Raw genomic sequence first — 22,338 nt, 5'->3', positions numbered from 1 at the left:
GTCGAGGTTCCGGGTTCGTGCGCGGCTCGCGCGGCGCCCGCCCCGGAACGACAGTTACTGAACGATTTCGAGCAGGCCGGCGGAGCCCATGCCGCCACCGACGCACATGGTGACGACGGCATACTTCGCCTTGCGGCGACGGCCTTCGATCAGTGCGTGACCGGCGAGACGTGCGCCCGACATGCCATAGGGATGGCCGACCGAGATCGCGCCGCCATTGACGTTGAGCTTCTCCGGATCAATGCCGAGCTTGTCGCGGCAATACAGAACCTGCACGGCGAAAGCTTCATTGAGCTCCCAGAGATCGATGTCCTCGATCTTGAGGCCATGACGCTTGAGCAGGCGCGGCACGGCGAACACCGGACCGATGCCCATCTCGTCCGGCTCGCAGCCGGCGGAGACGAAGCCGCGGAAGATGCCGAGCGGCTTGAGGCCCTTCTGTGCAGCGAGCTTGTCGCTCATGATCACGGTGGCGCTGGCGCCGTCCGAGAGCTGCGAGGCGTTGCCGGCAGTGATGGTGAAGCCATCGCCGCGCACGGCCTTCAACCCGGCGAGACCTTCCGCGGTGGTTTCCGGACGCGGACCTTCATCCTTGGACAGCGTGATGTCCTTGAACGAGACTTCGCCGGTGGCCTTGTCGACGACGCCCATCCGGGTGGAGATCGGCGCCAGTTCGTCGTTGAACTTGCCGCCCTGCTGCGCGGCCGCCGTGCGGCGCTGGCTCTCCAGCGAATACTCATCCTGACGCTCGCGCGAGATGTTGTAGCGCTTGGCCACCGTCTCGGCGGTGTCGAGCATCGGCATATAGACGTCGGCCTTGATCTTCATCAGTTCGGGATCGACGGTGTGGAACTTGTTGGCGTGCTCGTTCTGCACCAGCGAAATCGACTCGCCGCCGCCGCCAACTGCGATCTCGACACCGTCGAAGATCACCGAGCGTGCAGCGAGCGCGATGGCCTGCAGACCCGAAGCGCACTGGCGATCGATGGTGGTGCCGCCGACAGTGACCGGCAGGCCGGCGCGGAGCAGCGCCTTGCGGGCGATGTTGCCGCCGGTCGAGCCCTGCTGCAGGGCTGCGCCCATCACCACATCCTCGACTTCCTTCGGATCGATGCCGGCGCGCTTCACAGCGTGCTCGATGGCATGGCCGAGAAGTGTCGCGCCTTCGGTGGCGTTGAGGGCGCCGCGATAGGCCTTGCCGATCGGCGTGCGGGCGGTGGAAACGATAACGGCTTCGGTCATAGGCGAGATCCTCCGGAGGCGGTTTGTTGTTGATTGATGATGGGCGTGGGTTGCAGGCCGCGCAAGGCGTGGCGCGACAGTTTTCCGACCGCGGTGCGCGGCAAATCGTCGACGAATTCCACGGCGGCCGGCAGTTCATGCTTGCCGAGCTTGCCGGTGAGAAACGCGCGCAGTTCATCGATGGTGAACGGCGCCGCGCCGCTGCGCAGCCTGATAAAGGCCTTGGCCGCTTCGCCGCGATATTGATCGGAAACACCGATCACGATCACTTCCTGCACCGACGGGTGTTCGTAGATCGCCTGCTCGATCATCTGCGGATAGACGTTGAAGCCGCCGGAGATGATCATGTCCTTCTTGCGATCGACCAGATAGAAGAAGCCGTCTTCGTCCATGTAGCCGATATCGCCGGTGAGGAAGCGATCGCCGACGAAGGATTCGGCGCTTTCCTGCGCCCGGTTCCAGTAGCCTCTGGTGACGTTCGGTCCCTTGATGCGGATCTCGCCGGTCTCGCCGGTGCCAAGCACCCTGGTGGGATCGTCGAGCGACACGACGTCGAGCTCGATACCCGGCATCATCAGACCGATGGAGCCCGGCTTGTCGAGGCCACCCGGCGGATGGCTGGTGCCCGGCGAGCACGTCTCGGTCATACCCCAGCCGCTCTTCAGCTTGAGGCCGGTCTTGCGTTCGAACAGGCGCGCGACTTCATCCGGCAACGGCGCGCCGCCAGAGCCCGCTGAGATCAGCGACGACAGATCGCGGCTTTCAAGGGACGGATCAGCGGCAATGGCGATCCACATGGTGGGCACGCCGGGAAAGATCGTGGCCTTCTTCGTCTCGATGTCGTCGAGCACGCGGGTGACATCGAAACGCTGATGCAGCGAGATGGTGTCGCCGAGGCTGATGCGGCCGAGCAGGATCACGGTCAGCGCATAGATATGAAACAGCGGCAGCACGCAGATGACGCGTTCAACCTGGTTGCGCGCGGCACGTGCCGGTGAACCCCACAGATTATAGATCGACACGGCGGAGGTCAGATTGCCGTGGCTCAGCATCGCGCCCTTCGGCAGGCCGGTGGTGCCGCCGGTATATTGCAGCAGCGCAACGTCATCCGCCGAAATCTCCGGCCACTGCGCCGGCGGCGTCGCGCCCGCGGTGAAATTGCGGAATGTGACGATGGCGGGATTTTCCGGCAGCGGCAGTTGCGGATTGTTCACCGCACCCCAGTCGTCGTCCTCGCAGACAATCACCCTGTCGAGCAGGCCCTTGTCGAGAAACTTGAGCGCCATAGGCAGCAGCGTCGCCAGATTGCTGGTGACCAGCACGCGGGCGCCGGAATCGCGCAACTTGTGCGACAGCGCGATCTCGCCGTCGAGCGGCGACAGATGCACCAGCCGCGCGCCGGCCTTGAGGCCGCCGAAGAAATGGACGGGATGATCCGGCGTGTTGCCGAGGAAGATGCCGATGGAATCGCCGCGGCCGTAGCCGGCGCGCATCAAGGCAGCGGCAACGATATCGACACGCGCCTGCAGATCGTTGAACGAGATCGGCTGGTCGCGGAATTCGATGGCGGTGCGGTCGCCATATTTTGCGACGGAGTCGGCAAGCAGGCCCGGCAAGGACCCACGCGCGATCGGCGCGTCCCATGTGACGCCCGGTGGGTAGTGCTGCTCGCCGGGATGGGTCATGGACGATGGACCTGCAATGATAGTAGCCGCTGCGCGTCATATCCCTCCCCCTTGTGGGGAGGGTCGGCCGAGCGACGTCGATGCGCAGCATCGACGGAAGCCGAGGCCGGGGTGGGGGTGCCACAAGCTCTGAGTGCGGGGCTACCCCCCGACCGACCTTCGGTCGGCCCCCCTCCCCACAAGGGGGAGGGAAAAGAGCAGTGAGCGCTCCCGGCCATCTCAGCCCTTCGCCAACGACGCGAAGGTCTTGCCTTCATCTGCCAGCTTCTTCAGCAGCGCAGCCGGCTCCAGCGAGGGATCGTTGGTCTGCTTGGCGTAGAGCTGCAGGCGCTCGACGATCTGCTTGAGACCGACCTGATCGGCATAGAACATCGGGCCGCCGCGATAGATCGGCCAGCCATAGCCATAGAGCCAGATCACGTCGATATCGCTCGGACGCGATGCCACCTTCTCCTCGAGGATGCGCGCACCCTCGTTGATCATCGGATACATCATGCGCTCCAGGATTTCCTGGTCGCTGACGGCCCGACGGGTCAGGCCCAGGCTGCGGCAGGTGTCGTCGATAAGCTTCTCGACATCCGGATCCGGCACCGGCGCACGGGAGCCGGCTTCATACTTGTAGTAGCCCTTGCCGGTCTTCTGGCCGAAGCGGCCGGCTTCGCAGAGCGCGTCGGCGATCGGCGAGGTGATGCCGCGATCCTTGCGGGAGCGCCAGCCGATATCGAGGCCGGCGAGATCGCCCATGGCGAACGGCCCCATGGGCATGCCGAACTTGGTGACGACGGCATCGACCTGCTGCGGCAGCGCACCTTCGAACAACAGCTTCTCGGACTGCTTGGAGCGGGCCGCCAGCATGCGGTTACCGACGAAGCCGTCGGAGACACCCACCACGGCCGGGACCTTGGCGATCTTGCGCGCGACGGCGACAGCCGTCACCAGCGCATCAGGAGCGGTCTTGTCGGCGCGAACGATTTCGCACAGCTTCATGACATTGGCCGGCGAGAAGAAGTGCATGCCGAGCACGTCCTGCGGACGCTTGGTGACGGCTGCGATCTCGTCGATGTTCAGATAGGACGTGTTGCTGGCGAGGATGGCGCCCGGCTTGGCGTATTTGTCCAGTGCGGTGAACACTTCCTTCTTGATCGCCATGGTCTCGAACACGGCTTCGATCACCAGGTCGACGTCCTTGACGTTCTCAAGACCAACGACGCCGTTGATCAGCGCCATGCGCTTGGCCGGCGCATCGGCAGGAATGCCGCCGCGGGCTGCGGTCGCCTCGTAATTCTTCTGCATGATGCCGAGGCCGCGCTTGAGCTGATCCTCGCCGGTCTCGATCAGCGTGACGGGAATACCGGCATTGGCGAAGGACATCGCAATACCGCCGCCCATGGTGCCGGCGCCGATGATGGCGACGCGCTCGACCGGACGCGGCTTGACGCCTTCCGGCACGTTCTGGACCTTGGCGGCTTCGCGCTCGGAGAAGAACGCATAACGCTGCGCCTTCGACTGGTCGTCGGCGACCAGCTTGAGGAACATCTCGCGCTCCTTCTTCAGCGCTTCGTCGAACGGCACATCGAGCGTCCAGCTCACCGCCTCCGCGCAGGCCAGCGGCGCGTTCATGCCGCGGTTCTTCTTGTTGGCGGCGGCGGCAGCGTTCGTGAAGATCGTGCGGTCGGCGCGGGCGGCAGCGAGCTTGGAATCGTCGTTGCGCAGCAGGCGCAGCGGACGCTTCTCGGCGATGACCTTGCGCGCAAACGCTTCGGCGCCAGACGCCGGGCCTTCGACGATCTCCTCGATCAGGCCATTCTTCAAGGCCTCGGAAGCGCTGATCGGATCGCCGGTGACGACCATCTTGACGCCGAGCTCCGGACCCACCGCGCGCGGCAGGCGCTGCGTGCCGCCGGCACCCGGCAACAGGCCGAGCTTGACCTCAGGCAGGCCGAGCTTGGCTTCCTTTGTGGCCACGCGGAAGTGACAGCCGAGCGTGAGCTCGAGGCCGCCGCCGAGCGCAGTGCCGTGAATGGCAGCAATTACCGGCTTGGAACAATTCTCGATTTCCGCAATGACTTCGCTCAATCCGGGCGACTGCGGCGGCTTGCCGAATTCGGTGATGTCGGCACCGGCAACAAAGGTACGGCCTGCGCACGCGATGACGATCGCCTTCACAGCAGGATCGGCTGCAGCAGCTTTGACATTTTCAAAAATGCCGCGGCGAACCGCCGCACTCAATGCATTCACAGGCGGAGAGTTGATCGTGACGATGGCGACTTCATCATGACGCTCAAGCTTTACAACATCGCTCACGGCATTCTCCTTGGCTACGTTTACCGGTCTGATTTTCTTAGTTTCGCACTGCGAAATTTAATTCCACATCTTGACACGGAGGGTTATTTTGAAGAGCGTCCCTTGTCAACGAGGGCGGCACAGCAATCGTATGAAACATCCAGGGAAGCATGAAACGTCCAGCGAAGAATGTGGCGACAGATCGCAATTTCGTCGTCGCACTGGCCCGCGGCCTGGATGTGTTGCGTGCATTTCGCCCCAATGACGGACTTCTCGGCAATCAGGAGATTGCTGCCCGCACCAAACTGCCGAAGCCAACCATCTCGCGATTGACTTATACGCTTACGAAGTTGGGCTACCTTACACCCGTGCCACGCTTCGAGAAGTATCAACTCGCGCCAGCAGCTATGGCCCTGGGGTATGCTGCACTTGCGAACCTGGGCGTTAAGCATCTCTCGGAATCGTTTCGCGACGAATTGATGCGCCAGACCGGCGGTGCCTGCGCAGTCGGCGCGCGCGATCGCCTGAGCATGATCTATTTCGGACAGAGCCGTTCCAGTCTCACCGTCGGCGTTCAACTCGACGTCGGCTCGCGCATTCCCATTGCAACCACAGCGATGGGCCGCGCCTATTTCTGGGCATTGCCCCCGGAAGAGCGTGCCCAATTATTGCGCGAATTTCGCGAGCACTACGGACATCGCTGGTCGAAGATGCGCGACGGACTTGAACGCGCGGGCGAAATGGTCGCACGCCACGGCTTTGTCATCTCGGCTGGCGAGTGGCAGGACGACGTGCACGCGGCCGGTGTTGCGATGACACTGAATGACGGCACCGGCCCCTATGCCTTTAACTGCGGCGCGCCGGCGTTTCGCTTCACGGAAGAGCGGCTGCTCAACGATATTGGACCTCGCTTATTGGCGATGGTAAGGAACATCGAAGCGGCGCTCGGGGGAGCAGCTGCGCCACAATCCAAAAAACTCGACAGCAAGAAAATCAGATCAGGAGGGAAAGTTGCACGCATTGTTGAAGGGCTCTGACCGCCTTCATCGTCGTGACCTGCGGAACACTTCGCCGCAGCCGACGATCGAGGGGCGCCGCACATGACGCAAGCACAACTCGCAGAGCGCGCGCCTGTCACATCGACGGCGCCGCTGCTTTCGGTTCGCGACGTCAGCGTCGTGTTCGGCGGCATCATCGCGTTGAACGGCGTCTCGTTCGACATGCAGAAGGGTCACATCCTCGGCCTCATCGGACCGAACGGCGCCGGCAAGACCACGCTGTTCAATTGCCTCAGCCGGCTCTACCAGCCGAGCAAGGGCGATATTCTGATGGAAGGCGAGACGATCCTGAAGCGCCCCGCGCACAAGATCTCCGAGATCGGCATCGGTCGCACCTTCCAGAACGTCGCATTGTTCCCCAAGCTCACTGTGCGGGACAACGTCCGCATCGGCAAGCATGCGCGCACCAACAGCGACATCATCAGCGACTCGCTGAAGCTGCCATGGGTTCGATCAGGAGAAGCTGCGATCAACAAGGACGTCAACGACATCCTTGATTATCTCGACCTCCATGGCGTTGCCGATACGATCGTCAGCGGATTGCCGTTCGGCACGCAGAAGCGCGTCGAGCTGGCGCGCGCGCTTGCCGCCGAGCCGAAGATCCTGCTGCTCGACGAGCCCGCAGGCGGTCTCAATCACGAGGAAGTCTATATCCTCGGTGACCTGATCCGCCGCATCCGCGACGATCGCGGTGTCACGGTTCTGCTGGTCGAGCATCACATGGGTCTCGTGATGTCGATCGCCGATCATGTCGTCGCACTGAATTTCGGCAAGAAGCTCGCTGAAGGCACCCCCGCTGCCGTCCAGAAAGACCCTGCTGTGATCAAGGCTTATCTGGGAGACAAAGACTCATGACCGCGATGCTTCACGTAAAAGACCTGCGTGCGTATTACGGCCAGGTCCAGGCGTTGCACGGCCTCGAATTCGAACTGCAGGAAGGCAGCCTGACCACCCTGCTCGGCGCCAATGGTGCCGGCAAGACCACCACGCTGCGCTCGATCTGCAACATGATCCGCTCCACCGGCTCGATCGAGTTCGAGGGCAAGAAGCTCGGCAACCGCTCGACCGAAAGCATCGTGCGGCTGGGCATCGCCCATGTTCCGCAGGGCCGCGGCACCTTCACCACCATGACGGTGGAAGAGAACCTGCAGCTCGGCGCGATCAGCCGCAAGGACACCAAGGCGATCGGTGACGATATCGAGCGCATGTATGCCCACTTCCCGGTGCTCAAGCAGCGCCACACCCAGCAGGCCGGCACACTCTCCGGCGGCGAACAGCAGATGCTCGCGGTTGCCCGCGCACTGATGCTGCGTCCCCGCCTGATGCTGCTGGACGAGCCGTCCTTCGGCCTGGCGCCCCTGATCGTGCGGGATCTGTTCAAGATCCTCGGCAAGATCAACCGCGAGGACAAGGTCTCGATCCTGGTCGTCGAACAGAACGCACAGCTCGCGCTCGAACTCGCCGACAAGGCCTATGTCATCGAAACAGGACGCATCGTGATGTCCGGCACTGCCGACGAGATCGCGAACAATGAAGACGTCCGTAAATCGTATCTGGGATATTGAGGGGACGGCCATGGAACTCTTTACCAATCAAGTCCTGGCTGGCATCGCCACCGGCGCGATCTACGCCTGTATGGCGCTCGCGGTCGTGATGATCTACCAGGCGATCGACCACCTGAACTTCGCCCAAGGCGAAATGGCGATGTTCTCGACCTTCGTCGCCTGGCAGATGATGCAGTGGGGCATGCCCTATTGGGGCGCGTTCGCGCTCACGCTGGTGTTCTCCTTTGTCGGCGGCATCGTCATCGAGCGGGCTTTGTTCAAGCCCCTCGCCAACGCACCGGTGCTGACCCACGTCGCCGGTTTCATCGCCCTGTTCGCCATCATCAACAGCGTCGCCGGCCTGACCTGGGACTTCACCATCAAGCAGTTCCCGTCGCCATTCGGCTCGTCGCCGTTCCTCGGCAGCCAGCTGATCTCCACGCATCAGGCCGGCATGATCGGCGTGACGCTGATCCTGCTGGTCCTGCTGTTCATCTTCTTCCGCTACACCCGCGTCGGTCTCGCCATGCGTGCGGCCGCCACTTTGCCTGAATCGGCACGGCTGGTCGGTATCAACACGTCATGGATGATCGCACTCGGCTGGGGCATGGCAGCCGCGATCGGTTCAATCGCCGGCATGCTGATCGCCCCGGTGGTGTTTCTTGAGCCCAACATGATGGGCGGCGTCCTGATCTACGGATTTGCCGCGGCCGTCGTCGGCGGTCTGACGAGCCCGCTCGGCGCCGTCATTGGCGGGTTCCTTGTCGGCGTCTTCGAGAACCTCGTCGGCACCTATATCCCGGGTGTCGGTAACGAGCTGAAGCTGCCCATCGCGCTGGCGCTGATCATCACCGTGCTGGTCGTCAAGCCCAATGGCCTGTTCGGCCGTACCATCGTGAAGCGAGTTTGATCATGAGCACCGTTCAAGACGTCTCCACCGCTCCCGTGGTCGCCGCCGTTCCGAAAAAGGATATGGCGCTCGGCCCGCTCGCGTCGCTGATCATCCTGGCGCTGCTCATCGTCACGCCGCTGTTCGTGAAGAACTTCATCATCTTTCAGATGACGATGTGGCTGATCTACGCCATCGCGGTTCTCGCACTGAACATCCTGACCGGCGCCAGCGGCCAGTTCTCGCTCGGCCAGAGCGCGTTCTACGCCCTCGGCGCCTATACGTCGGCAATCCTCATGGAACATGCCGGCGTCAACTACGCATTGACGCTCCCGGTGGCCGGTCTGGTCTGCTTCATCGCCGGCTTCCTGTTCGGCCTGCCGGCGCTTCGGCTCTCCGGCGTCTACCTCGCGCTGGCGACCTTCGCCCTCGCCGTGGCGATGCCGCAGCTCCTGAAGCTCGGCGTGTTCGAACACTGGACCGGCGGCGTACAGGGCCTTGTCGTCACCAAGCCTGATGCACCGGAGATCCTGGCCTCGCTGGGTCTGAAAGTGTCGCAGGACATGTGGCTGTACTTCTTCACGCTCGTGGTTGCGATCGTGATCTACATCTTCTCGGTCAACCTGCTGAAATCGCGGTCGGGCCGGGCCATGATGGCGATCCGCGACAACGAAATCGCCGCCTCGGCGATGGGTGTGGACGTCTCGCTCTACAAGACGCTGGCCTTCGGCGTCAGCGCCGGCATCACCGGCGTTGCCGGCGGTCTCGGCGCCATCGCCGTGCAGTTCGTGGCGCCGGATGGCTACACCATCCAGCTCGCCATCGCGTTGTTCCTGGGCATGGTCGTCGGCGGCGTCGGCTGGCTTCCCGGCTCGCTCGCCGGTGCGGCCTTCATCGTCTTCGTTCCGAACATTGCGGAACACGTCTCGAAGGGTCTGTCGGGCGCCGTGTTTGGCGTCATCCTGATCATCATCATCTTCCTGCTCCCGAACGGGGCCAGGCAACTCGCCTATTTGGCACAAAGCCTGATCGGCAAACTACGTAAAAACTGAGGACCTATGAACTGCAGAAACTTTCTGCGCACCGCCGCGCTCTCGAGCGCGGCGTTTGCGTTTCTCGCCTTCTCAACTTCCGCGAATGCCCAGAAGAAATACGACACCGGGGCGAGCGATACCGAGATCAAGATCGGCAACATCATTCCCTATAGCGGCCCTGCGTCCGCCTACGGCATCATCGGGAAGATGGAAGAAGCCTACTTCAAGATGATCAACGATCAGGGCGGCATCAACGGCCGCAAGATCAGCTTCATCAGCTATGACGACGCCTACAGCCCGGCCAAGGCCGTGGAACAGACCCGCAAGCTGGTCGAATCCGACGAAGTTCTGTTCGTGTTCGGCCCGCTCGGCACGCCCTCCAACACCGCGATCATGAAATACCTGAACGCGAAGAAAATCCCGCAGCTGTTCGTCGCCACCGGCGCGACCAAGTTCGGCGAATACAAGACCTCGCCATGGACCATGGGCTGGCAGCCGGCCTATCAGAGCGAAGGCCGCATCTTCGCGCAATATGCGATCACCGAAAGACCGAACGGCAAGATCGCCGTGCTCTATCAGAACGACGATATGGGCAAGGACATGCTGAAGGGCCTGAAGGACGGCCTCGGCGACAAGGCATCGATGATCGTTGCCGAGGACGGCTACGAAGTATCCGAGCCGACCATCGACTCGCACATCGTCAAGCTGAAGGCGTCGGGCGCCGACATTTTCCTCTCGATCTCGACGCCGAAATTCGCCGCGCAGGCGATCAAGAAGGTCGCCGAGATCGGCTGGAAGCCGATGTACTTCCAGAGCAATGTCGGCTCGTCCGTTGGCGCGGTGATGCGTCCGGCAGGCGTCGATAACTCCCAGGGCGTGTTGTCGCTGGCCTATGCCAAGGACGCCATCGATCCGCAGTGGAAGGACGACGAGGGCATGAAGAAGTATCTGGATTTCTTGGCCAAATACGCCCCCTTCGCCAATCCGGCCGAAAGCTCGGCTGCCTATGGCTACGGCCAGGCACAGACCGTGGTGCAGGTGCTGAAGCAGGCCGGCGACGACCTGACCCGCGCCAATATCATGAAGCAGGCCGCCAGCCTGAAGGACTTCGCACCCGACACGCTGCTGCCGGGCGTCAGGATCAACACCTCGGCGACCGATTTCTACCCGATCGAACAGCTACGCATGATGCGTTTCACCGGCGAGAAGTGGGACGTGTTCGGCCCGCCGATCGACAGCAAGCTCGGCGGCTAAGTCACACCGTCTGGCCGCGGGGCGATGCTTCGTTTCGCACTGCGGAGAATGGTGCTCAACCGTCGCATCTCCGAACGGCGGAACATTAAAACTGCCCAATAAAACAGCCCCTTGCGACGAAAGTCGTGAGGGGCTTTTTCTTGCTAGTTGCAGGGGAAAAGTATTCAATCCGACGCGCCGCAGCATTCAACAAGAGCAAGAACCCGCGCGGCTTCATCAAATGATCAGGGAGATCAGAAATGCCTTCGTTCAGCTCGCGTGCAATGACGTTCACGGTTGCCGCAGCCCTCAGTGCCGCCCTTGGCAGCACTGCCTTCGCCCAGAAAAAATACGACACCGGCGCCAGCGACACCGAGATCAAGATCGGCAACATCATGCCCTATAGCGGGCCCGCATCCGCCTATGGCGTGATCGGCAAGATGGAAGAAGCCTATTTCAAGATGATCAACGATCAGGGCGGCATCAACGGCCGCAAGATCAATTACATCACCTATGACGATGGATACAGCCCTCCGAAAGCGGTGGAGCAGGCACGCAAGCTGGTCGAATCCGACGAAGTGCTGTTCATCGCCAGCTCGCTCGGCACCGCATCGAATTCCGCCATCCAGAAATACATGAATGCCAAGAAAGTCCCGCAGCTGTTCGTCGCCACCGGCGCGACCAAGTTCGGCGACTACAAGGACTTCCCCTGGACCATGGGCTGGCAGCCTGCCTATCAGAGCGAATCCAGGATCTATGCAGCCTATCTGCTGAAGGAAAAGCCCGACGCCAAGATCGCGGTCATGTATCAGAACGACGACTTCGGCAAGGACATGCTGAAGGGTCTGAAGGATGGTCTCGGCGCCAAGGCGGCATCGATGATCGTGGCTGAAGACAGCTATGAAGTGTCCGAGCCGACGATCGACTCGCACATCGTCAAGCTGAAGTCGACCAATGCCGACACCTTTGTCAGCTTCACTACGCCGAAATTTGCCGCGCAGGCGATCAAGAAGGTGGCGGAGCTCGGCTGGAAACCAACTTATATCCAGAGCAATGTCGGCGCGTCGGTCGGCGGCGTGATGAAGCCGGCGGGTTACGAGATCGCCCAGGGCATCCTGTCGGCGAACTACGCCAAGGACGGCGCCGATTCCAGCTGGGACAATGACGAGGGCATGAAGAAATTCTACGCCTTCCTCGCCAAATATGCCCCCTCCATGGACAGGAACGACGGCTCGGTCGTCTACGGCTATGGCCAGGCGCAGACCATCGTTCAGGTGCTCAAGCAGGCCGGCGACAACCTGACCCGCGCCAACATCATGAAGGAAGCGGCGAACCTCAAGAACTTCGCGCCAGACACATTGCTGCCCGGCGTGACGATCACGACCTCGCCCACCGACTTCTACCCGATCGAGCAGCTGCAGATGCAGCGCTTCAAGGGCGAGAAGTGGGAGCTGTTCGGCCCGATCATCACCGGCAAGATCGAGGGCTAAGGCCCTGATCTCTCCCCGCCGGCCGAAGCCAGGCTTCACCACGCGGGGAGAGATCGGGATCAGTAATAATCCCGGAACGCATCCGCGAGACTGTCGGGCTGCCAGTCGATCTGGTCCGACGCGATCGGATCGTCTGATAGCAGCGCGCTCGCCTGGGTCTTGTAGTCCGGCGCCACGTAATCCGCCTGCGGCAGGCCGCGGCGCGCGATATCCTGATAGTTCAGGTAATTGTCGCGATTGCCGACAAAGGTGCACACGCATTTGCCGGGATCGGCATAGAGATAGCGCGGGCCGTTCGGCGTATTGTGCACAACGAAGCGATAGGCCGGCAATTTGCTCAAGGCCATCTTGCCCGCCGCATCGTTGGCGAAACGCGCCTTGAAGCCGGCGGCCTCCATGTCGAAGCCGACCTTCTGCAGCACCGGCACGCTCGGCAATTCGCGCGCCACCAGCAGCGTCACATCGAGCAGCGCCAGCACCGCGATAACAGCAAGCGCCGTGCTGCACGGGCGCAAGGCAGGAAGCGTTGTCATTGTCACTGCCCGCATGTCGCAAGACTCCGGCTGCAAGCGCGCATCGCCGCGCGCTCTCTCGCTCGACCATACCGGCCCGCGCGCGTGGTGTCACGGCAGCGCTGCCGCAGCGCGCGGTGCCGGTTAACGCATTCATGCCTTGCATCGCTCAGGCGTGTCTTCATCCACTAGGCACTGCGGCTCGCATAGATTGGACGTTCGATCGCGCTAGATCGACCAAGCGTCATGCCTCCGACGTCCCATATCCACGCCCCTCCCATGTCCTGCGTCTCGCGATGCCTGATCGACGTCGGGCGCATGACCATCGGCCTGATCGCAGCGACTATCATCGCGCTTTGCGCATGGGAGTTCTACTGCAGCTCAGCAGCCGCAGGTCGGGCAAAGGCGCCGCTGCGCAGCGCCCGCCACCATCGATCGCTTGTTGTGGTGGGCTCGCTTCGCTTGGCCCACCCCGCAGCTGATCCACCCATGGCTGTGACCGTCAGCGCCTGAGGCTTTGAACCAATTGCGTCACATGCGCTTTCAGCTCGGGCAGCGCCTCATCGGGACGCGCCACGTCGATGTCATGGACGTGCCAATAGGTCACGCGATTTTCCCAGCCCGGAAAGCGCTCGGTGAGCAAAGCACGGTGCTCGGCCTCTTTCACGGCCACGATCATATCGGACGCTTCCAGCGCATCGAGGGTGCAGACCGCCGGCATCCGCGACGCGCCAAGGGGCGAGATGCCATCGATGGTCAGAGCGTCGATGGTCTGTCGCGCCATCGGGCCGACATTGTCCCTGCCCCGCTCGATGGCCAGGGCGTGCGACGTCGCCTCCCAGTCCAGACCTGTGCGGCGCGCCAGGTGATTGAAGAGCTCTTCCGCATAGCGGCTGCGATAGTAGTTTCCGGTGCAGAGAAAGAGGACGGTCCTGGCCATGGCTCAGTGTGTTTTGCGGAGCTCGCATTTGTCAATTGCAGCGCCGCGCCGCCCGCACAGCGCCGAAGGCCCATGGACCCCGCTATCAATTTGCTGGATTGTGGCCGCCTCGCCTTGCGCCAACGAATCATCCCTCGGAGGACACCCCAATGTCGCGCTCGCTTTTCCGCACCACCCTCGTCGCCGCTCTCGCGCTGATCGGCGCCAGCGTTTCTTCTGCGGCTTTCGCCGATAGCGGCACGATCCGCATCAATGTGCTGAAGGGCGGCTGGTTCATCGGCGCATCGGGCGGTTCGGGCACGCTGACCTTTCGCGGGCGGACCTATCCGCTGTCGATCGGCGGCTTGAGCGCGGGCCTCGTCTTCGGCGCATCGCAGACCTATCTGTCCGGCCGCGTCAGCCGCATCAACAGCCCCCGCGATGTGGCCGGCGTCTATGGCGCAGGCGGCGCGGGAGCAGCCGTGGGCCGCGGCGTCAGCGCCATCGTGCTCACCAACGAGAAAGGCGCGCTGCTGGAACTCAGCGGCCGCCAGACCGGCCTGATGGTCAATGCCGATCTCTCCGGCCTCGCTATTGCACTGAAGTAAGCGGCGAACCCATCAGCAGAGCACGGACGCCTTGCTGCAAGGCGCCCGTGCAAGCGCATCCATTCCGTGTGTTCTCTCTGGATCCCCTGCGCTGTTTGCCGCGGCGCGATCACTCACGCGTCCGTAATCGCGCGCATGTGCACGCCACCTCATTGGGGCCTCACACATGCGAAAGATTTTGCCGATCTTTTTAATACACTTGCGTGCAGTGCAATGCGCGCGGCGCGCTGTCACGCAACACTGCAAAAGGTTCAGCGCCGACCCTTCAAAACAATGTCACCATCTGTCATCGACGTTTCATCGCACGGACCAAGATACGCCCCAATGCGCCAGCACCGTCCGCGCAGCTCGAGAGTACGGAGTGGATCATGACAACCGACCCGACACCGAAATTCGACGCAAACTATGTGGCCACGCTGCGGCAGGTCCTGGACATGGCCGTGGAGCAGATCGCCGTGCAGCATCGCACGCCGGCAACGAAGGCGATGATGGCGGAGACCATTATGCGCCATGCCGCCGGCGGCATCACCGACGCCCATGCGCTGATGTCGCATGCCGTGAGCGCAGGCGCGAACGGCGCGCCATAACATTCGTTGCGCAATCTTTCGCCACGCAAGAGCGGGACCTGCCATCTATTTGATGGTGTCCCGCCACGTCTTCGCCAAACCGGGCAGCGAAGTTCCATCGGAACCGATGGAAAACGATACCCATGATCATGGCGGAAAATTATTTCAGAGACCGCGCCAACGATTGCAACCGCCTCGCCGGTGAGGAGAGCGATCTGGAGATGCGCGGCATGCTCTGCGATCTCGAACTGGATTATCGCGCCAAGGCGCTCCATGCCGCAGCCCATGGCTGGCGCGATGCGCCGCGGTATTTCGAACCGGCGGAAGCGTAAGCGCGCCGCGCTGCGAGGCTTGCCGGCGCGACCCTGAAACACGACGGCCGCTAACTCGTCATTCCGGGCGCGAAGCGGCGGCGCGAGGCGACGTTCAAGTGCCGGTCGCGCCCCGGAATGACAGTATGTAGCTTCCTGGAAGTTACTCGCCCCAGGCCGCAAATGCGTCGTTGAAGGCGCGATCGCCGGGCGAGCCCTTTTCGATAGCGATGATGGCGCGGCGCTGGTTGGTATAGACCAGCGGGATGTCGAACCACGACCGCTCCTTCAGGAGCTGCAGGTTGCGGGTCCGATCGCTTTCGACATTGCTGAGGCCGACCAGGAAGAAACCGTCGGTGACCTTGACCGCGAGACCGGCCAGCGGCGTGCCGCGGGCCTGCTCGTTCGACTTCATCAGCACGCCCGGCACATTGGCGACGCCACCACCGGCGAAATCGGGCGGCAGCACGAAAGTGAGTTCGGCCGTGTGGCTGGCGGGCAGCGACGTGTCGGTGTTGCGGCGGAACGACATGGTCATCTTGAACTTGCGTTCAGGAATCTCGATGTCCGCGCGCACGGCGATATCACCGGGCTTGCCGCCCGAGGCCTTGATCTGCTCGGTGCGCCAGACCACCGTGCCGACATATTGCCGGCCCTTCGGCTCGGCCGGATCCTCGTCATACAGAACGACGCGCTGGGCAACCGGCGCGATCTGATCCGACGACGACGGCTGGCCGACGCGATCGGCGATCTTCGGCCGCGGCGCCAGCGGTGCATCCTTGTTGTCGGTGACGACGGGCGCCGAACCGCCGGCGAAACCGCGCACCATCTTGTTGATCGTCGGCCACCCCAGGATCAGGGCGCCGATCAGGATCATCACGATGCCGATGAGCAGCGCGGTCTTGAACGGGAAACCGCCGCTGACGCGCTTCGGCTTCGGGGGCTTGGGCGGCTTCTTGCCCTTGGAATCCTTGATGCGCGACGGCGGCACCTGCGGCTCGTCGCCGGCCTGGTCATCGTAAGCCGTCTCGTCATGGCCGAAGACTTCGTTGCGCGTTTCCATGCTGGGTTCGAGACGATCGAATTCCGGCGTGGGCGACGGCACATTGGCGTAGGTCTTGCGGGCCGCGCGATTGGCCTGGGCGGCGGCGCGGCCGAGATCGTCGACATCGGCGGTGACGTCGCGGAAGCCGCGCATGGCGGCATCGCCCTGGTCGCCGCGATCGTTACGGGCGGGCGGCGGTGCTGCCGGATTGTTCTCGAAGCGGCGCGGCGTGCCATTGCGTTCACGCGTTGGCGGACCGTTTGGATCCTGCGCGCCGGCATTGGGGGACTGCGGCTTCGGAATCGGCGGCGGATCGACGCGCAGCGTGCGCGGCGGACGCGGCTCTTCCGGGGCGCGCGGAGACGGCGGTGTCGGCGTGACCGGCTGACGACCGCGCGGCGACGAATCGGCCGGGGCAGCACCCGCCCGCGGACCGGCATTGCGGAAGGCATCGCCGGCGCGTGGCTTGCCCTCGGACGGCGGCCGCGACGCGTCACGGGCACGCTGGGCGGCCTCGGACTCGACCTTGCGAACGGCTTCCTCGAGCGACAGGCGCTCGCGGGTGATTTCAGACTCCGAGAGCGGCGGCTCGACGCTGCGCAACTGGGCGATCAAGGCGGTGCGGGCGCGCTCATAGAGCGCACGCCGCTGCTCACCGGGAGCACTGGGGTCCAGTCCGGCGATGGCGCGGGCGATCAGCGGGTAGTAATCAGCCATCTCGACTCAATGTTGCGGGTGCATCAATTTGGAGGCTATCCGGTAACAGTTCGTTAAGCCTCAAACGGGTTTTGCACGAGAATAGTATCTTCACGTTCCGGGCTCGTGGAAAGCAAAGCAATCGGGCAGCCCACCAGTTCCTCGATCCGGCGCACGTATTTGATGGCCTGCGCCGGCAGATCGGCCCAGGAGCGTGCATTGGCGGTCGGCTCTTTCCAGCCCTCGATGGTCTCGTAGATCGGCTCGATCCGGGCCTGGGCGCCTTCGCCGGCCGGCAGATAGTCGATTTCCTTGCCGTCGAGCTTGTAGCCGACGCAGACCTCGATGGTGTCGAAGCCGTCGAGAATATCGAGCTTGGTCAGCGCCAGGCCGTTGATGCCGCAGGTGCGGACGGTCTGCCGCACCAGCACCGCATCGAACCAGCCGCAGCGACGCTTGCGCCCGGTGTTGACGCCGAATTCCTTGCCGCGACGGCCGATCTCTTCGCCGATCTCGTTGAGCAGTTCGGTCGGGAACGGGCCCGCGCCCACGCGCGTGGTGTAGGCCTTGCAGATGCCGAGCACATAGCCGACCGCGCCCGGGCCCATGCCGGTGCCGGTCGCGGCCTGCGCCGCCACGGTGTTGGACGAGGTCACATAGGGATAGGTGCCGTGATCGACGTCGAGCAGCGCGCCCTGCGCGCCCTCGAACAGGATGCGCTTGCCTTCGCGGCGCTTGGCGTCGAGCAACCGCCAGACGGCCTCCGCATAGGGCAGCAGCACCGGCGCGAATGCCGACAGCTCCTTGACGATATCGGCGGTGTTGAATTCTGCGAGGCCGAGGCCACGGCGCAGCGCATTGTGATGGGTCAGCAGGCGGTCGACCTTGTGCGGCAAGGTGGCGAGATCGGCGAGATCCATGAGGCGGATGGCGCGGCGACCAACCTTGTCTTCATATGCCGGGCCGATGCCGCGCTGGGTGGTGCCGATGGCGGTGGCCTTGTTGGCATTCTCGCGCAGGGCATCGAGTTCGCGGTGCAGCGGCAAAATCAGCGTGACGTTTTCGGCGACGCGCAGATTGTGCGGGCCGACATCGACGCCCTGGCCGCGGAGCTTGGCGACTTCATCGACGAAAGCCTGCGGGTCGAACACCACGCCATTGCCGATCACCGAGAGCTTGCCGCCGCGCACTACGCCCGACGGCAGCAGCGCCAGCTTGTAGGTCTGGCCGTCGATGACCAGCGTATGGCCGGCATTGTGGCCGCCCTGGTAGCGAGCCACGACATCCGCCTGGTCCGACAACCAGTCAACGATCTTGCCCTTACCCTCGTCGCCCCACTGGGCGCCGACGACGACAACATTGGCCATTTGGCGCTAGTCCTCTGAAAATACACGCGTCGAAGCGTGATCAGCGCGGAAAACGGTCTGCCGTTTGCCGGATCACGCCCAGGCATCCGCCCAAGCGCGGCCAATGTTTGCTGAGAGGCCGCCTGTCTGCGATGCAAACCGGGAATAAAGGATGCGCGGGGGGAAAACAAGCGCGAAGGGCTCCAAAATGGCCCTGTCAAGCACGCGCAAACCTTTGATATCCCCTGAAAATCCCCCCATGTGTGGCGAGATTGGGGCAACCAGTACGGGATAACCGGACGGTGCGGCGGATCAGCCCGCCGAAGCGGCGGCAGCAGCACCCGCTACCGTCTTGCCGTTCAGTTCCGGCCGGTAGCGGCCGAGCGACAGGAACAGCGCGGCCGGCACGATCTGCAGTCCCGCCAGCATCAGCAGCGGCACGGACGCAGTGCCATAGGCCGCACTGATCTGCGCGAAGGCCAGCGGCCCCACCGATGCACCGAGGAAGAACGCAAACAGGAACCAGCCGAAGATTCGCGACACCGCGCGGGTGCCGAAATAGCGGCTCGCCAGATAAGGCATCAGGTCGGATTCGCCGCCGATCGCGAAGCCGCCCAGGATCGAGGCCGCAACGATCAATGCCGGAATCGGCGTCGTCGCGTAGATCGTGGCGCTGATGGCCGACAGCAACAGCGCGATGATGGCAACCACCGGCGCATGAACACGGTCGAGCAGATAGCCGAAGCCGATCCGGCCGAACAGCACGGAGATGCCGGACACAGCCTGGACCTTGGCGACGTCGGCCAGACTCATCCCGGCCTGCTTGGTCAGGATGTAAGCGATGTTCGGCACGATGGCGTAGAACGTCATGCCCATGATCGCGAAGCAGAGAGCGAGTTTCCAGAACATCGTGGTGCGGATGATTTCGCCGACCGTCATGCCGTCTTCGTTCGCGTTGCTCGCAACGGCCTCCGCGGACGGCGCGTCACCGTCGGGCAGCAGGCCATAGGGCTTCGGACTATCCTTGATCAGCAGCCCGACCAGCGGCAGGCAGATCAGGAACTCGAACGCTGCCAGCACCAGCAATGTATGCGACCAGCCAACTTGCGCGATCAGCTTCTGGGCGAAGATCGGGATCAGGAATGAACCGACCGCCTGCGCACTGGCAGCAAGGCCGAGCGCAAGGCCGCGTTTGCGGTTGAACCACAATGCGATGGCGCGGGCATAGGACACCACATTGGTGCCGGCGGTGGTCGCCCCCATCAGCGCGAAGGCCAGATAGAATTGCGTCAGCGTGCCGTTGATCTGGCTGAGCACCGCGAGCGAGATCGCCAGCATCAGGATGCTGACCACGGCGAACCTGCGCGAGCCCCAGCGATCGAGGGGCCAACCGCACAAGGGATAGGTGAGCGTCTGCAGCAGCAGGAAGATGGTCGCGGCCTTGGCCACATCAGGCTGGGTCCAGCCGAAGTCCTTGGCCATGGCGCTGGCCAGCAGCGCAAAGCCGGCTGCAAAGATCGGCACCGAGCCGAACGAAATGCCGATGCCGGAGCCGATGACCACGTTCCAGCCGGGAAAATACGCACGCTTCGTCATGACAGCTCCTGTCAGAGATCGGCCGCCCGCCATGAAATCATCGGGCAAATGAAATCAATTTCAAAAGACTGCTCTCGAAAGCTGCAACCGTCAACTCATTCGATCGGTCCATCTCTGGAAAATAGTTCCATTTATCCCGTGACTCATGGATGTTTCCGGCCGATGCGTTGACAGGGCCGCCGGTGAAACATAGCTTGGATAACTGAAATAGATATCACTGGAGCGGGCAGCGCCGATCATGCGACAGGAGATTTCCACCCTCGCAGCCGTCGCCAAACTCGCATCGGTCTCGCCTGCGACCGTGTCGCGGGCATTCAACACGCCTGACCTGCTGAGCGCAAAAACCCTGAAGCGCGTCAACGCCGCCGCCGCGCAGCTCAACTACATTCCTGACGGCCTCGCGCGCTCGCTGCGGCGCAACCGCAGCATGGTGATCGGCGCGGTGATGCCGGCGCTGCGCCACGCCTACTTCGCCAGCACGGTGGAAGGGCTGCAGTCGGCGATCGCGAAACGCGGCTACACATTGCTGCTGGCGATTTCCGGTTTCGACGAAAAGACCGAGCTGGATGCCGTGCGCTCGATGATCCGCCAGGGCGTCGATGGTTTCATTCTCGTCGGCAAGCAGCACGACCCCGGCCTGCTGCCGCTGCTGCGCGATCGCGGCAAGCCGTTCGTCCTGACCTGGTCCTACGACGCGACATTGCCGTCAGTGGGATTCGATCATCGCCGGGCCATTCGTCCGGTCGTCAATCACCTGCTCGATCTCGGCCACCGCGACGTCGTCGCGATCATGGCGTTTCTCAATGTCAGCGACCGCGAACGCGAGCGTCTCGCCGGTATCGACGATGCCTTCGCGCAGCGCGGCCTCACATTCGCTGCCGACCGCGTGATCTATGCCGGCGGCAGCGGATTGCAGGATGGCCGCAACGCGCTGCGGTCTGCACGTGCACGTTTTCCCGATGCGACGGCAGTGATCTGCGCCAACGATCTGCTGGCGGCAGGTGCATCCATGGAATGCGCGGCCAGCGGGCTCCGCATTCCGCACGACATCTCCATCGTCGGCTATGGCGACCTCGACATCGCAGCGGCGATCAATCCGCCACTCACCACCGTGAAAACACCGGCCGGCGATATGGGCCGCATCGCCGCCGATTGCCTGCTGGCGACACTCGCTGGCGAAACGCCGCTGGATCATATCGAACTCGCCACTGAACTGATCGTGCGCGGCAGCACCGGCCCGGCGAAAGTCACAACGCATCGGGAGACGATCGATGGCTGACAATCTCGCAACAGCGCCTGATGCCACGACACGCTATCTCGGCAAGACATCGGCGGTGCGCGTCACTGAAGACGTCCCGTTCGGGATCGCCGGCATCGGCTATGCGCCGGGTACCGGCGCCGCGCAATATCGTCCGTTGCTGCTCGATATCTACGAGCCGGCGGAAAAAGCCACGGGACTTCGGCCTGCACTTGTCATGGCGTTCGGCGGCGCGTTTCATCGCGGCACGCGGAAGAATGACATCGTCGAGGAAGGTGAGCACCGCAACACTGCTATCGCCGAATATTGCCGCGAATTCGCCCGCCGCGGCTATGTCTGCTTTTCCATCGACTATCGCCTGATGCAGGAAGCCCCCGACCCCGGCGTGACGCCGACCATTGCGCCGGGTACGCCCATGAATGTCGACCGCGTCAACCATGTGCGCGACCTGCTCGGCTTTCCACCCTGCACGCAGCAGATGATGATCGACGAGATCGAAGCCAGCACCGACGACATGAGCCAGGCTGTGACCTATGTGCGCGGCCGCTCCTTTGCGCTCGGCATCGATCCTGATCGCATCGCCATCGGCGGATTTTCCGCGGGCGCCATCATGGCCATCAATGCAGCCTTCGCCGAACGCGCGCCGGTCGCCGCCGTCGTGGCCCTGTCAGGGCGCATGTCGATGGGGGCGGCCAAGGCATACGTCACCGGCGCCAGATCCGAGCCGGCGATCCTGATGTTCGTGGGTGAAAACGATCTGCCGGCGATGCTCGATGATCTCGACGGCCCGACCCGTCACATGACCTGCATGGGCCTGCCGCATCGGGTGGTGCGGATCGCCGGCGCCACGCACTTCTATCCCCGCACCGCGACTGTCCCCGGTCCCGACGGCACATCGACCGATGTCGAAAGCCTGATGGCAAGCTTCCTCTACAATCACCTTCGGCTAACCGACCTTTGATCGCAGAACTTTCCGCATGATGAATTTCGGACAGCGTGCGCTGACGGGCCAGAGGCTGACTG

General features: G+C 63.2%; 20 protein-coding genes. 12 read left to right on the top strand and 8 right to left on the bottom strand.

Features of this window, described 5'->3' with window-relative positions:
• Positions 1-54: 54 nt before the first annotated feature.
• The 3 genes from AC1RLZ_RS22475 to AC1RLZ_RS22465 form a co-directional block, all read right to left on the bottom strand.
• A complete protein-coding gene (locus AC1RLZ_RS22475) occupies positions 55-1,242 on the bottom strand; it encodes an acetyl-CoA C-acyltransferase (RefSeq protein WP_371422547.1) in 1,188 nt (395 codons plus the stop codon).
• Positions 1,239-2,927: a dicarboxylate--CoA ligase PimA gene (gene pimA, locus AC1RLZ_RS22470; RefSeq protein WP_493190390.1), complete on the bottom strand. Its 1,689-nt coding sequence runs from the start codon at positions 2,925-2,927 to the stop codon at positions 1,239-1,241. The genes AC1RLZ_RS22475 and pimA overlap by 4 nt, the downstream gene beginning before the upstream one ends.
• Before the next feature lie 219 nt (positions 2,928-3,146).
• Complete coding sequence (locus AC1RLZ_RS22465) at positions 3,147-5,231, bottom strand: 3-hydroxyacyl-CoA dehydrogenase NAD-binding domain-containing protein (RefSeq protein WP_493190389.1); 2,085 nt, start codon at positions 5,229-5,231, stop codon at positions 3,147-3,149.
• Between the two features lie 149 nt (positions 5,232-5,380).
• On the opposite strand from AC1RLZ_RS22465, the gene AC1RLZ_RS22460 reads away from it, so the two are divergent.
• From AC1RLZ_RS22460 to AC1RLZ_RS22430, 7 genes are all read left to right on the top strand, one after another.
• Positions 5,381-6,247 (top strand): IclR family transcriptional regulator, encoded by an 867-nt coding sequence (locus tag AC1RLZ_RS22460; RefSeq protein WP_371422659.1) that lies wholly within the window; start codon positions 5,381-5,383, stop codon positions 6,245-6,247.
• 63 nt (positions 6,248-6,310) lie between these two features.
• Positions 6,311-7,123, top strand: coding sequence for an ABC transporter ATP-binding protein (locus AC1RLZ_RS22455; protein ID WP_371422658.1), 813 nt, complete (start codon positions 6,311-6,313; stop codon positions 7,121-7,123).
• Positions 7,120-7,833: an ABC transporter ATP-binding protein gene (locus AC1RLZ_RS22450; RefSeq protein WP_149534034.1), complete on the top strand. Its 714-nt coding sequence runs from the start codon at positions 7,120-7,122 to the stop codon at positions 7,831-7,833. The genes AC1RLZ_RS22455 and AC1RLZ_RS22450 overlap by 4 nt, the downstream gene beginning before the upstream one ends.
• Before the next feature lie 10 nt (positions 7,834-7,843).
• The gene (locus AC1RLZ_RS22445) at positions 7,844-8,722 is read left to right on the top strand and encodes a branched-chain amino acid ABC transporter permease (RefSeq protein WP_371422657.1); all 879 of its coding nucleotides are present in this window, start codon (positions 7,844-7,846) and stop codon (positions 8,720-8,722) included.
• A 2-nt stretch (positions 8,723-8,724) separates the two neighbouring features.
• Positions 8,725-9,753, top strand: a complete 1,029-nt coding sequence (locus tag AC1RLZ_RS22440) for a branched-chain amino acid ABC transporter permease (RefSeq protein WP_493190388.1) — start codon at positions 8,725-8,727, stop codon at positions 9,751-9,753.
• 6 nt (positions 9,754-9,759) lie between these two features.
• Positions 9,760-10,989: an ABC transporter substrate-binding protein gene (locus AC1RLZ_RS22435; RefSeq protein WP_493190387.1), complete on the top strand. Its 1,230-nt coding sequence runs from the start codon at positions 9,760-9,762 to the stop codon at positions 10,987-10,989.
• Positions 10,990-11,252: 263 nt separating this feature from the next.
• Positions 11,253-12,458, top strand: coding sequence for an ABC transporter substrate-binding protein (locus AC1RLZ_RS22430; protein WP_371421224.1), 1,206 nt, complete (start codon positions 11,253-11,255; stop codon positions 12,456-12,458).
• A gap of 59 nt (positions 12,459-12,517) precedes the next feature.
• On the opposite strand, the gene AC1RLZ_RS22425 is transcribed toward AC1RLZ_RS22430, so the two are convergent.
• Positions 12,518-12,991, bottom strand: coding sequence for a hypothetical protein (locus AC1RLZ_RS22425; RefSeq protein ID WP_493190386.1), 474 nt, complete (start codon positions 12,989-12,991; stop codon positions 12,518-12,520).
• 481 nt (positions 12,992-13,472) lie between these two features.
• Positions 13,473-13,910, bottom strand: coding sequence for an arsenate reductase/protein-tyrosine-phosphatase family protein (locus tag AC1RLZ_RS22420; protein ID WP_493190385.1), 438 nt, complete (start codon positions 13,908-13,910; stop codon positions 13,473-13,475).
• Between the two features lie 149 nt (positions 13,911-14,059).
• On the opposite strand from AC1RLZ_RS22420, the gene AC1RLZ_RS22415 reads away from it, so the two are divergent.
• The 3 genes from AC1RLZ_RS22415 (at position 14,060) to AC1RLZ_RS22405 (ending at position 15,395) form a co-directional block, all read left to right on the top strand.
• Complete coding sequence (locus AC1RLZ_RS22415; RefSeq protein WP_371421117.1) at positions 14,060-14,497, top strand: lipid-binding SYLF domain-containing protein; 438 nt, start codon at positions 14,060-14,062, stop codon at positions 14,495-14,497.
• 368 nt (positions 14,498-14,865) lie between these two features.
• Complete coding sequence (locus tag AC1RLZ_RS22410; protein ID WP_493190384.1) at positions 14,866-15,084, top strand: hypothetical protein; 219 nt, start codon at positions 14,866-14,868, stop codon at positions 15,082-15,084.
• A 122-nt stretch (positions 15,085-15,206) separates the two neighbouring features.
• On the top strand, positions 15,207-15,395 hold the full coding sequence (locus AC1RLZ_RS22405; protein ID WP_493190383.1) for a hypothetical protein: 189 nt from the start codon (positions 15,207-15,209) through the stop codon (positions 15,393-15,395).
• Between the two features lie 142 nt (positions 15,396-15,537).
• Here the strand turns inward: AC1RLZ_RS22405 and AC1RLZ_RS22400 are convergent, their stop codons facing one another.
• From AC1RLZ_RS22400 to AC1RLZ_RS22390, 3 genes are all read right to left on the bottom strand, one after another.
• A complete protein-coding gene (locus AC1RLZ_RS22400) occupies positions 15,538-17,136 on the bottom strand; it encodes a hypothetical protein (protein ID WP_493190382.1) in 1,599 nt (532 codons plus the stop codon).
• A gap of 53 nt (positions 17,137-17,189) precedes the next feature.
• Entirely contained in the window at positions 17,190-18,482 is a 1,293-nt protein-coding gene (locus tag AC1RLZ_RS22395) for an adenylosuccinate synthase (protein ID WP_493190381.1), read from the bottom strand.
• Positions 18,483-18,773: 291 nt separating this feature from the next.
• Positions 18,774-20,057 carry an MFS transporter gene (locus AC1RLZ_RS22390; RefSeq protein ID WP_493190380.1) on the bottom strand — a complete coding sequence of 428 codons (1,284 nt, stop codon included), beginning with the start codon at positions 20,055-20,057 and terminating at the stop codon, positions 18,774-18,776.
• 238 nt (positions 20,058-20,295) lie between these two features.
• On the opposite strand from AC1RLZ_RS22390, the gene AC1RLZ_RS22385 reads away from it, so the two are divergent.
• Complete coding sequence (locus AC1RLZ_RS22385; RefSeq protein WP_493190379.1) at positions 20,296-21,336, top strand: LacI family DNA-binding transcriptional regulator; 1,041 nt, start codon at positions 20,296-20,298, stop codon at positions 21,334-21,336.
• Positions 21,329-22,276 carry an alpha/beta hydrolase gene (locus AC1RLZ_RS22380; protein WP_493190378.1) on the top strand — a complete coding sequence of 316 codons (948 nt, stop codon included), beginning with the start codon at positions 21,329-21,331 and terminating at the stop codon, positions 22,274-22,276. The genes AC1RLZ_RS22385 and AC1RLZ_RS22380 overlap by 8 nt, the downstream gene beginning before the upstream one ends.
• Positions 22,277-22,338 lie beyond the last annotated feature (62 nt).

It is taken from the genome of Tardiphaga sp. GW822-FHT04G09, assembly GCF_058800725.1.
The sequence above is the reverse complement of the archived record's forward strand: the minus strand, read 5'-3'. Positions and strand labels throughout refer to the sequence as shown.

What these genes read in the sequence shown, in the direction of transcription:
- AC1RLZ_RS22415 (WP_371421117.1), top strand. Translation starts at nt 14,060, where the DNA reads ATGTCGCGCTCGCTTTTCCGCACCACCCTCGTCGCCGCTCTCGCGCTG.
- AC1RLZ_RS22390 (WP_493190380.1), bottom strand. Translation starts at nt 20,057, where the DNA reads ATGACGAAGCGTGCGTATTTTCCCGGCTGGAACGTGGTCATCGGCTCC.
- AC1RLZ_RS22425 (WP_493190386.1), bottom strand. Translation starts at nt 12,991, where the DNA reads ATGACAACGCTTCCTGCCTTGCGCCCGTGCAGCACGGCGCTTGCTGTT.
- AC1RLZ_RS22395 (WP_493190381.1), bottom strand. Translation starts at nt 18,482, where the DNA reads ATGGCCAATGTTGTCGTCGTCGGCGCCCAGTGGGGCGACGAGGGTAAG.
- pimA (WP_493190390.1), bottom strand. Translation starts at nt 2,927, where the DNA reads ATGACCCATCCCGGCGAGCAGCACTACCCACCGGGCGTCACATGGGAC.
- AC1RLZ_RS22475 (WP_371422547.1), bottom strand. Translation starts at nt 1,242, where the DNA reads ATGACCGAAGCCGTTATCGTTTCCACCGCCCGCACGCCGATCGGCAAG.
- AC1RLZ_RS22410 (WP_493190384.1), top strand. Translation starts at nt 14,866, where the DNA reads ATGACAACCGACCCGACACCGAAATTCGACGCAAACTATGTGGCCACG.
- AC1RLZ_RS22400 (WP_493190382.1), bottom strand. Translation starts at nt 17,136, where the DNA reads ATGGCTGATTACTACCCGCTGATCGCCCGCGCCATCGCCGGACTGGAC.
- AC1RLZ_RS22385 (WP_493190379.1), top strand. Translation starts at nt 20,296, where the DNA reads ATGCGACAGGAGATTTCCACCCTCGCAGCCGTCGCCAAACTCGCATCG.
- AC1RLZ_RS22440 (WP_493190388.1), top strand. Translation starts at nt 8,725, where the DNA reads ATGAGCACCGTTCAAGACGTCTCCACCGCTCCCGTGGTCGCCGCCGTT.
- AC1RLZ_RS22405 (WP_493190383.1), top strand. Translation starts at nt 15,207, where the DNA reads ATGATCATGGCGGAAAATTATTTCAGAGACCGCGCCAACGATTGCAAC.
- AC1RLZ_RS22420 (WP_493190385.1), bottom strand. Translation starts at nt 13,910, where the DNA reads ATGGCCAGGACCGTCCTCTTTCTCTGCACCGGAAACTACTATCGCAGC.
- AC1RLZ_RS22455 (WP_371422658.1), top strand. Translation starts at nt 6,311, where the DNA reads ATGACGCAAGCACAACTCGCAGAGCGCGCGCCTGTCACATCGACGGCG.
- AC1RLZ_RS22445 (WP_371422657.1), top strand. Translation starts at nt 7,844, where the DNA reads ATGGAACTCTTTACCAATCAAGTCCTGGCTGGCATCGCCACCGGCGCG.
- AC1RLZ_RS22460 (WP_371422659.1), top strand. Translation starts at nt 5,381, where the DNA reads ATGAAACGTCCAGCGAAGAATGTGGCGACAGATCGCAATTTCGTCGTC.
- AC1RLZ_RS22380 (WP_493190378.1), top strand. Translation starts at nt 21,329, where the DNA reads ATGGCTGACAATCTCGCAACAGCGCCTGATGCCACGACACGCTATCTC.
- AC1RLZ_RS22430 (WP_371421224.1), top strand. Translation starts at nt 11,253, where the DNA reads ATGACGTTCACGGTTGCCGCAGCCCTCAGTGCCGCCCTTGGCAGCACT.
- AC1RLZ_RS22435 (WP_493190387.1), top strand. Translation starts at nt 9,760, where the DNA reads ATGAACTGCAGAAACTTTCTGCGCACCGCCGCGCTCTCGAGCGCGGCG.
- AC1RLZ_RS22450 (WP_149534034.1), top strand. Translation starts at nt 7,120, where the DNA reads ATGACCGCGATGCTTCACGTAAAAGACCTGCGTGCGTATTACGGCCAG.